At 33.8% G+C, this 6,000-nt stretch carries 7 protein-coding genes; 2 read left to right on the forward strand and 5 right to left on the reverse strand.

Going from position 1 to position 6,000, the window contains the following annotated elements:
- Positions 1–51: 51 nt before the first annotated feature.
- Positions 52–720 (reverse strand): ZIP family metal transporter, encoded by a 669-nt coding sequence (locus FPG59_RS03385; protein WP_086453212.1) that lies wholly within the window; start codon positions 718–720, stop codon positions 52–54.
- The gene (locus FPG59_RS03390) at positions 721–1,485 is read right to left on the reverse strand and encodes a bifunctional 2-polyprenyl-6-hydroxyphenol methylase/3-demethylubiquinol 3-O-methyltransferase UbiG (RefSeq protein ID WP_086453213.1); all 765 of its coding nucleotides are present in this window, start codon (positions 1,483–1,485) and stop codon (positions 721–723) included. It lies immediately after the preceding gene.
- Positions 1,486–1,554: 69 nt separating this feature from the next.
- On the opposite strand from FPG59_RS03390, the gene FPG59_RS03395 reads away from it, so the two are divergent.
- Both FPG59_RS03395 and FPG59_RS03400 read left to right on the forward strand, forming a co-directional pair.
- Positions 1,555–2,757: a class I SAM-dependent RNA methyltransferase gene (locus FPG59_RS03395; protein ID WP_086453214.1), complete on the forward strand. Its 1,203-nt coding sequence runs from the start codon at positions 1,555–1,557 to the stop codon at positions 2,755–2,757.
- Between the two features lie 42 nt (positions 2,758–2,799).
- Complete coding sequence (locus FPG59_RS03400; RefSeq protein ID WP_086453215.1) at positions 2,800–3,036, forward strand: hypothetical protein; 237 nt, start codon at positions 2,800–2,802, stop codon at positions 3,034–3,036.
- Positions 3,037–3,127: 91 nt separating this feature from the next.
- On the opposite strand, the gene FPG59_RS03405 is transcribed toward FPG59_RS03400, so the two are convergent.
- From FPG59_RS03405 to rlmD, 3 genes are read right to left on the reverse strand one after another with little or no spacing between them, the layout of a single operon-like run.
- Positions 3,128–3,979 carry a DUF6048 family protein gene (locus tag FPG59_RS03405; RefSeq protein ID WP_086453221.1) on the reverse strand — a complete coding sequence of 284 codons (852 nt, stop codon included), beginning with the start codon at positions 3,977–3,979 and terminating at the stop codon, positions 3,128–3,130.
- On the reverse strand, positions 3,951–4,472 hold the full coding sequence (locus FPG59_RS03410) for a DUF6452 family protein (protein WP_086453216.1): 522 nt from the start codon (positions 4,470–4,472) through the stop codon (positions 3,951–3,953). The genes FPG59_RS03405 and FPG59_RS03410 overlap by 29 nt, the downstream gene beginning before the upstream one ends.
- 39 nt (positions 4,473–4,511) lie before the next feature.
- Positions 4,512–5,924 (reverse strand): 23S rRNA (uracil(1939)-C(5))-methyltransferase RlmD, encoded by a 1,413-nt coding sequence (gene rlmD / locus FPG59_RS03415; protein ID WP_086453217.1) that lies wholly within the window; start codon positions 5,922–5,924, stop codon positions 4,512–4,514.
- Positions 5,925–6,000: the final 76 nt, after the last annotated feature.

A 6,000-nucleotide genomic window follows, 5' to 3' on the forward strand; every position in this document is an offset into this window, starting at 1 on the left:
CAGCGGATAGCCCGACCGCCTTATTTTGGCGGGCACGCCCACCTTGTAAATTTATAAAAAATATGCCAATGCAATACCAATTACAATCATTGAAACTTTAGCAATGTTGAACTTGTGTCCTTCGCTGCTTTCAAAAATTATGGTAGATGATATGTGAAACAATATTCCTATGACAATGGCTGTAATTTCTGTGTAATATGTGTTTAAGATGGGCAAATAATCAGATAATATGGTACCGAGTGGTGTCATGATTGAAAAAGTGATCATGAAGAAAAAGATTGCTTTTTTATTAAGACTTGCATTTATAAAAAAAGTAGTCAAGATAATGGCTATGGGCAAGTGATGTATGGCTATTCCTATGGCTAAATCTTGGTGATGGCTCACGGGGAAACCTTCTAGAAATGCATGAATACAAAGACTTATGAACAACAACCATGGGATTTGTGTTATTGCTTCATGTCCGTGTACGTGACCATGCTCTGCACCTTTAGAGAAAAACTCTAATATGATTTGGAACAATATTCCTAGCATAATGAATATGCCAATGGTTGTTGTGTTACTCTTGTAAATTTCGGGTAATAAATGCATTACTGTCAAGGACAGTAAAAAAGATCCGCTGAAGGCTAAGAGTAATTTTAGATTAGTCTTATTCTTAGGTCTAATAATTAATGCAACACCGTATCCTAAAATTACAGAGAGTAATGGTAAGAGGTAATTCATTTATTTAAAAATCATGATTAAGCGTTCACTTTCTGTTTTATGGAATTTTTTTAATTTATAATCCCCAAAGGTATCTAGGAGATAAATTCCGGCTTGCTCCATTAATTCTTCAAAATCTTTCAGCGTTAATGCTTTTACTTTTTCGGTGAAATGGTATTTTTGACCTTTATCTTCAAAGTCAATTTCTTTGTAAATATGGCCTTCTTTTAAATATCGGGTAATGTGAAAATCAATACCATCAACGGTTTTAGTTTCTGTAGGGACTAGTGTTTCTATGACATTAGGTACATTCATAAAATCAATTACTGCAAAACCGTATTCTGACAAGCTTTCTTTGATGGCTATAAGCGTTGTTAGGTTGTCTTCGTCACTTTCAAAATAACCAAAACTGGTAAACAAATTAAATATGGCATCAAATTTTTCTTCAAATGGCTCACGCATGTCATGAACTTTGAATTGTAATTTTTCATTAGCATTTTTATTCGCTTCGGCGATACTGTTTTCAGATAAATCGGCACCAAGAACAGTAAAACCCAATTGGTTTAAATATATAGAATGACGGCCTTTGCCGCAGGCTAAATCAAGAACATTGGCATTTTCTGGTAAATTGAGATAATGTGTAAGGTTGTCCATAAAAACTTGAGCTTCCCTGTAATTTCTATCCTTGTATAAAATGTGATAATAAGGTGTATCAAACCAAGAGGTGTACCAGTTTTCAGTTGATTTGGGTTGATTTTCAAGGGATGTATTTTGAGATGCAGACATTTATTCTTTTTCAATTAATTCGATTGATGCAAATTTAGTGTATTTTTGCAACGAATACTTGATTTTACAATGGAAAATAATTATAAAATGATTGCCAAAACCTTTTTTGGTTTTGAAGAAATACTGGCAAAAGAATTACAAAACCTAGGCGCACAAAATGTAGAGCAAGGTGTACGAATGGTTAGTTTTAAAGGTGATAAAGGGTTTATGTACAAGGCTAATTTATCTTTGCGTACAGCTTTAAAAATTTTAAAACCTATTTATTTTTTTAAGGCCAATAATGAACAAGGATTATACAAAGGTATTGCGGGAGTAAACTGGTCCAAATTATTGAATGCGAACCAGACTTTTGTTATAGATACCACAGTACATTCAGAATATTTTAATCACTCTGAATTTGTTTCTCAAAAATGTAAAGATGCCATTGTAGATCAGTTTAGAGAAAGAACAGGTCAACGACCAAGTATTGATAAGGTACATCCTGATTTAAGAATTAATATTCATATTGATAAAGACCAAGTCTCTGTAGCGCTAGACACATCTGGAAATGCATTGAACCAGCGTGGATATAGAACTGCAACAAATATTGTACCTATAAACGAGGTTTTGGCAGCCGGAATTTTGTTGCTTTCGGGTTGGGATGGTCAAACAGATTTTTTAGACCCAATGTGTGGATCAGGTACTTTCTTAGCCGAAGCAGCTATGATTGCATGTAATATTCCAGCTAATATCAACCGTAAACAATTTGCATTCGAAAAATGGAACGATTGGGATAATGATTTGTTTGATGCCATTACGGATAGTTTATTAAAACGTGTACGTGAGTTTCATTATACTATAAAAGGATATGACAAAGCACCAAGTGCGGTTCAAAAAGCGAAAGACAATATTAAAAATGCCAATCTAGACGAATACATTTCAATAGAAGATAAAAACTTCTTTGATACTGAGAAAAGCTCTGAAGGCAAATTGCATATTGTGTTCAATCCACCTTATGACGAGCGTTTGGACATTCATATGGAGGAGTTTTATAAAAATGTAGGTGATACTTTAAAGAAAAATTATCCAGGTACAAATGCTTGGATGATAACTGCAAACCTAGAAGCATTGAAACATGTAGGTTTAAAACCATCTAGAAAAATTAAACTTTTTAATGCAGGTCTTGAGGCTCGATTAGTAAAGTATGAAATGTATGAAGGTAGTAAAAGAACAAAGTTTTCTTCGTCTGTTCGCTCAGAGGATTCAGGTCAAGAAAAGACTGGTGCTGAATAAGTAATATCAAATTTTTACTTAAAACTTTAAGACTTATAAAAAATGACAAAAAAGCAAATACAAGCATTTGTATATCAACTAGCAAGCTTTGCAGTTTTATTTATTGCTGCAAGATACGCCATTGACTTGTACACTAATTTAACTGGTTTTTGGATTCCAATTACAGCATTTGTAATAGGAACATTAGTAGCTCCAAAGTTTCAAGCCATTCGAACCAAAGACGGTGAAAAATTGTATATGAAATGGATTTTCATTAAAGGATTCAAGGAAATAGGGTAGTATAGAAATTCTAGAAGTTTTATTTGAAACATAAACCGCACATTCATTAACCACTTATTTTAAGTTGTTTTGAATGTGCGGTTTTTTAATACTATTTTTTTTGTACTACAACTGGTTTTATTTTCTTTTTATAAATAGGAACAAAATAAGTTACAGTGTAATTAAATCCTACTCCAAAACTCCCATCATAGGTTCTATTAAATCCCGGAATGTATAAATTAGAGAAGTTCTCTGGTTCTTTATTAGTCACCAATCGATTCAAACGAAGGCTGAAGCCCATGAAAACATTGTTGAATACTTTTGCTTTAATTCCCGCAACAACTTCAATCCAACTGGCTGATAAACCATTGAACTTTTGCCCAGAGTTTATAATTGGTGTATCTTGAAAGTACGGATTGGCATTGTATATACGGTAATTGTTTAACTGCTGATTAAAAGTGCTAAAACCATAACGAAGACCAATTGAAATTATATTCTCCATATCCAGCCAGTTTTCATAGGCATTGTAATCAAAACCTGCTTTCAGGTAACTTCCTTTTGTGGTAAAGTTAACACGATCATCAGCTGTGGTTTTATTTTCGTTTCCAAGCTCGGCAGCTAAAAAGTACCTTTTTGTCAGTCTGTAATCACCCACAAGCTCTAGACCTTTGTAATCTTTGTCATAAAGTGCACGCGTTATTTTATATAAATCTAAACCTACACGAATTCCATAACGATCTACTTTTACGGGTATGGAGTCCTTTACGGCTGCAGTTGGTTGTGGCGCATTTTTTGTTTTCGGCGTATTAGGAATGATTTGTTCTTTAGTTGTTTTTGTGGGCTCAACCGTTGTTATGGTAGCTGGCTTTTTAACTTCTATTTTTTTTGTTGTTTCTTGTGCTTGAACACTAATTAACAGAAACAAAAAACAAATACTAAAAAAAGATGTTGATGTGTGCTTCATTTTCATTGTCTATGTTTCTTGTTACCACCTCTATAAGTCGTATCCATCGTTGATTAGCTGAAATAGGATCAGTATGAACAAATGGTGCTGCTTGATTTAGTATAAAAAGCGATTTATATCCGCATGCTCTTGAAACAAAAAGTTCTTGAGTGGTAAAATTAAAACGGATAAGATCCGCGTCAACTAAAGCAGGATTCGCATTGTTTGAATTTAGTGTAAACCTAAAACTGGTACTAGTACCAACCGTTTTTAGTGGAATTGCAATTCTATTTCCATTAGTAGTTGGGCTGCCATTAAATAAAACAGCATCCGTCATACCTTCGCCTATAACCTGTAGGCTATTTACATTTTTCTTTACAGATGGGTTTTCAAAATCGTAAAAATCAATTATTAATCTGGGAGTTGTAGGTGTTTTTGGATCGCAGATATCGTCTTTTTCACAACTAGAAAAAGAGAATGCAGATACTAATACAAATAGAAATATTTTTTTCATCTTTCTTTATAATGTCCCCATCTTTAGGGTTTAAGAGGCTTACCTTCTTTCTAAAAGCACAACATTTTCAACGTGATGCGTTTGCGGAAACATATCTACAGGACGTACACGAGTTACTTTGTATTTCTCATCCATTAGAGCCAAATCACGAGCTTGTGTAGCCGAGTTGCAACTTACATAAACCACTTTCGCTGGAGCAATTTTTAGGATTTGTTCTATTACATCTTTGTGCATTCCATCTCTTGGTGGATCTGTTATAATGACATCTGGATGACCGTGTTGTGCTATGAAATCATCATTAAACACTACTTTCATATCTCCAACAAAGAACTCACAATTCGTGATCTCATTTCTAACGGCATTTGCTTTTGCATCTTTAATAGCATCAGGAACACTTTCGACTCCTATTACTTTTTTAGCTTTTTTAGAAACAAACTGAGCTATAGTTCCTGTTCCAGTATATAAATCATATACTACTTCATTACCTGTTAAACCTGCAAAATCTCTTGTGATTTTGTACAATTCGTAAGCTTGATCTGAGTTAGTTTGGTAAAAAGATTTGGCATTAATGCTAAATTTCAACCCTTCCATTTCTTCTAGAATGTAATCTCTTCCTTTGTAAAGCTTGATATCGGTATCGTACAACGTATCGTTTGCTTTATTATTAACTACGTATTGCAAAGATGTAATTTGCGGGAATTTTTCATAAAGATGATCTAAAATCAACTCTCTGTTGGCTTTGTCATTTTCGAAAAATTGAATCAATACCATAATCTCACCAGTTGAGGCGGTACGTAACATTAAGGTACGTAACAAACCTTCATGAGCTCTGGGATTAAAGAAAGTTAATCCGTTTGCATTTGCAAAATCTCTAACTTCATTACGAATGGCGTTTGAAGGATCTTCTTGTAAATGACATTTATTGATGTCTAGAATTTTATCCCACATTTTAGGAATGTGAAAACCAAGTGCATTTCTATTTCCTAAATCTTCGTCGCTTCCAATTTCAGCTTCGGTTAACCAACGGCTATTGGAAAACGAAAATTCCATTTTATTTCTGTAAAAAAACTTTTTTTCTGAACCTAAAATTGATTCAAATTCCGGAAGTTCTATTTTTCCAATGCGTTGCAAGTGGTTTTTGACTTCGTTTTGTTTGAAAACCAATTGTTGATTGTAGTTCATGTTTTGCCATTTGCAGCCTCCACAAACACCAAAGTGATCACAAATAGGATCTACACGATGCTCTGAAAATTCATGAAAATGCACTGCTTTACCTTCATAATACGCCTTGCGTTTCTTGAAAGTTTGCACATCAACCACATCTCCCGGAACTACATTTGGGATAAAAACTACTTTACCATCCGGTGCTTTTGCAACCGAAACGCCTTTTGCACCAGCATCAAGGACTTTTATTTGATGAAAGACAACTTTGTCTGTATTTTTCTTAGCCATAGCGCAAAAATAAGTGATTGAAAGGTTTTATAAATTCAATTTTACAAATATTTTTCAATTTTAGTCAATTAATGCC

This window comes from Flavobacterium sp. FPG59 (assembly GCF_002150205.1).
Taxonomy (GTDB): Bacteria; Bacteroidota; Bacteroidia; order Flavobacteriales; family Flavobacteriaceae; genus Flavobacterium.

Excerpts from the sequence above, each read along its gene's own strand:
- FPG59_RS03400 (WP_086453215.1), top strand. The coding sequence starts at position 2,800 with ATGACAAAAAAGCAAATACAAGCATTTGTATATCAACTAGCAAGCTTT.
- rlmD (WP_086453217.1), bottom strand. The coding sequence starts at position 5,924 with ATGGCTAAGAAAAATACAGACAAAGTTGTCTTTCATCAAATAAAAGTC.
- FPG59_RS03395 (WP_086453214.1), top strand. The coding sequence starts at position 1,555 with ATGGAAAATAATTATAAAATGATTGCCAAAACCTTTTTTGGTTTTGAA.
- FPG59_RS03405 (WP_086453221.1), bottom strand. The coding sequence starts at position 3,979 with ATGAAGCACACATCAACATCTTTTTTTAGTATTTGTTTTTTGTTTCTG.
- FPG59_RS03385 (WP_086453212.1), bottom strand. The coding sequence starts at position 720 with ATGAATTACCTCTTACCATTACTCTCTGTAATTTTAGGATACGGTGTT.
- FPG59_RS03390 (WP_086453213.1), bottom strand. The coding sequence starts at position 1,485 with ATGTCTGCATCTCAAAATACATCCCTTGAAAATCAACCCAAATCAACT.
- FPG59_RS03410 (WP_086453216.1), bottom strand. The coding sequence starts at position 4,472 with ATGAAAAAAATATTTCTATTTGTATTAGTATCTGCATTCTCTTTTTCT.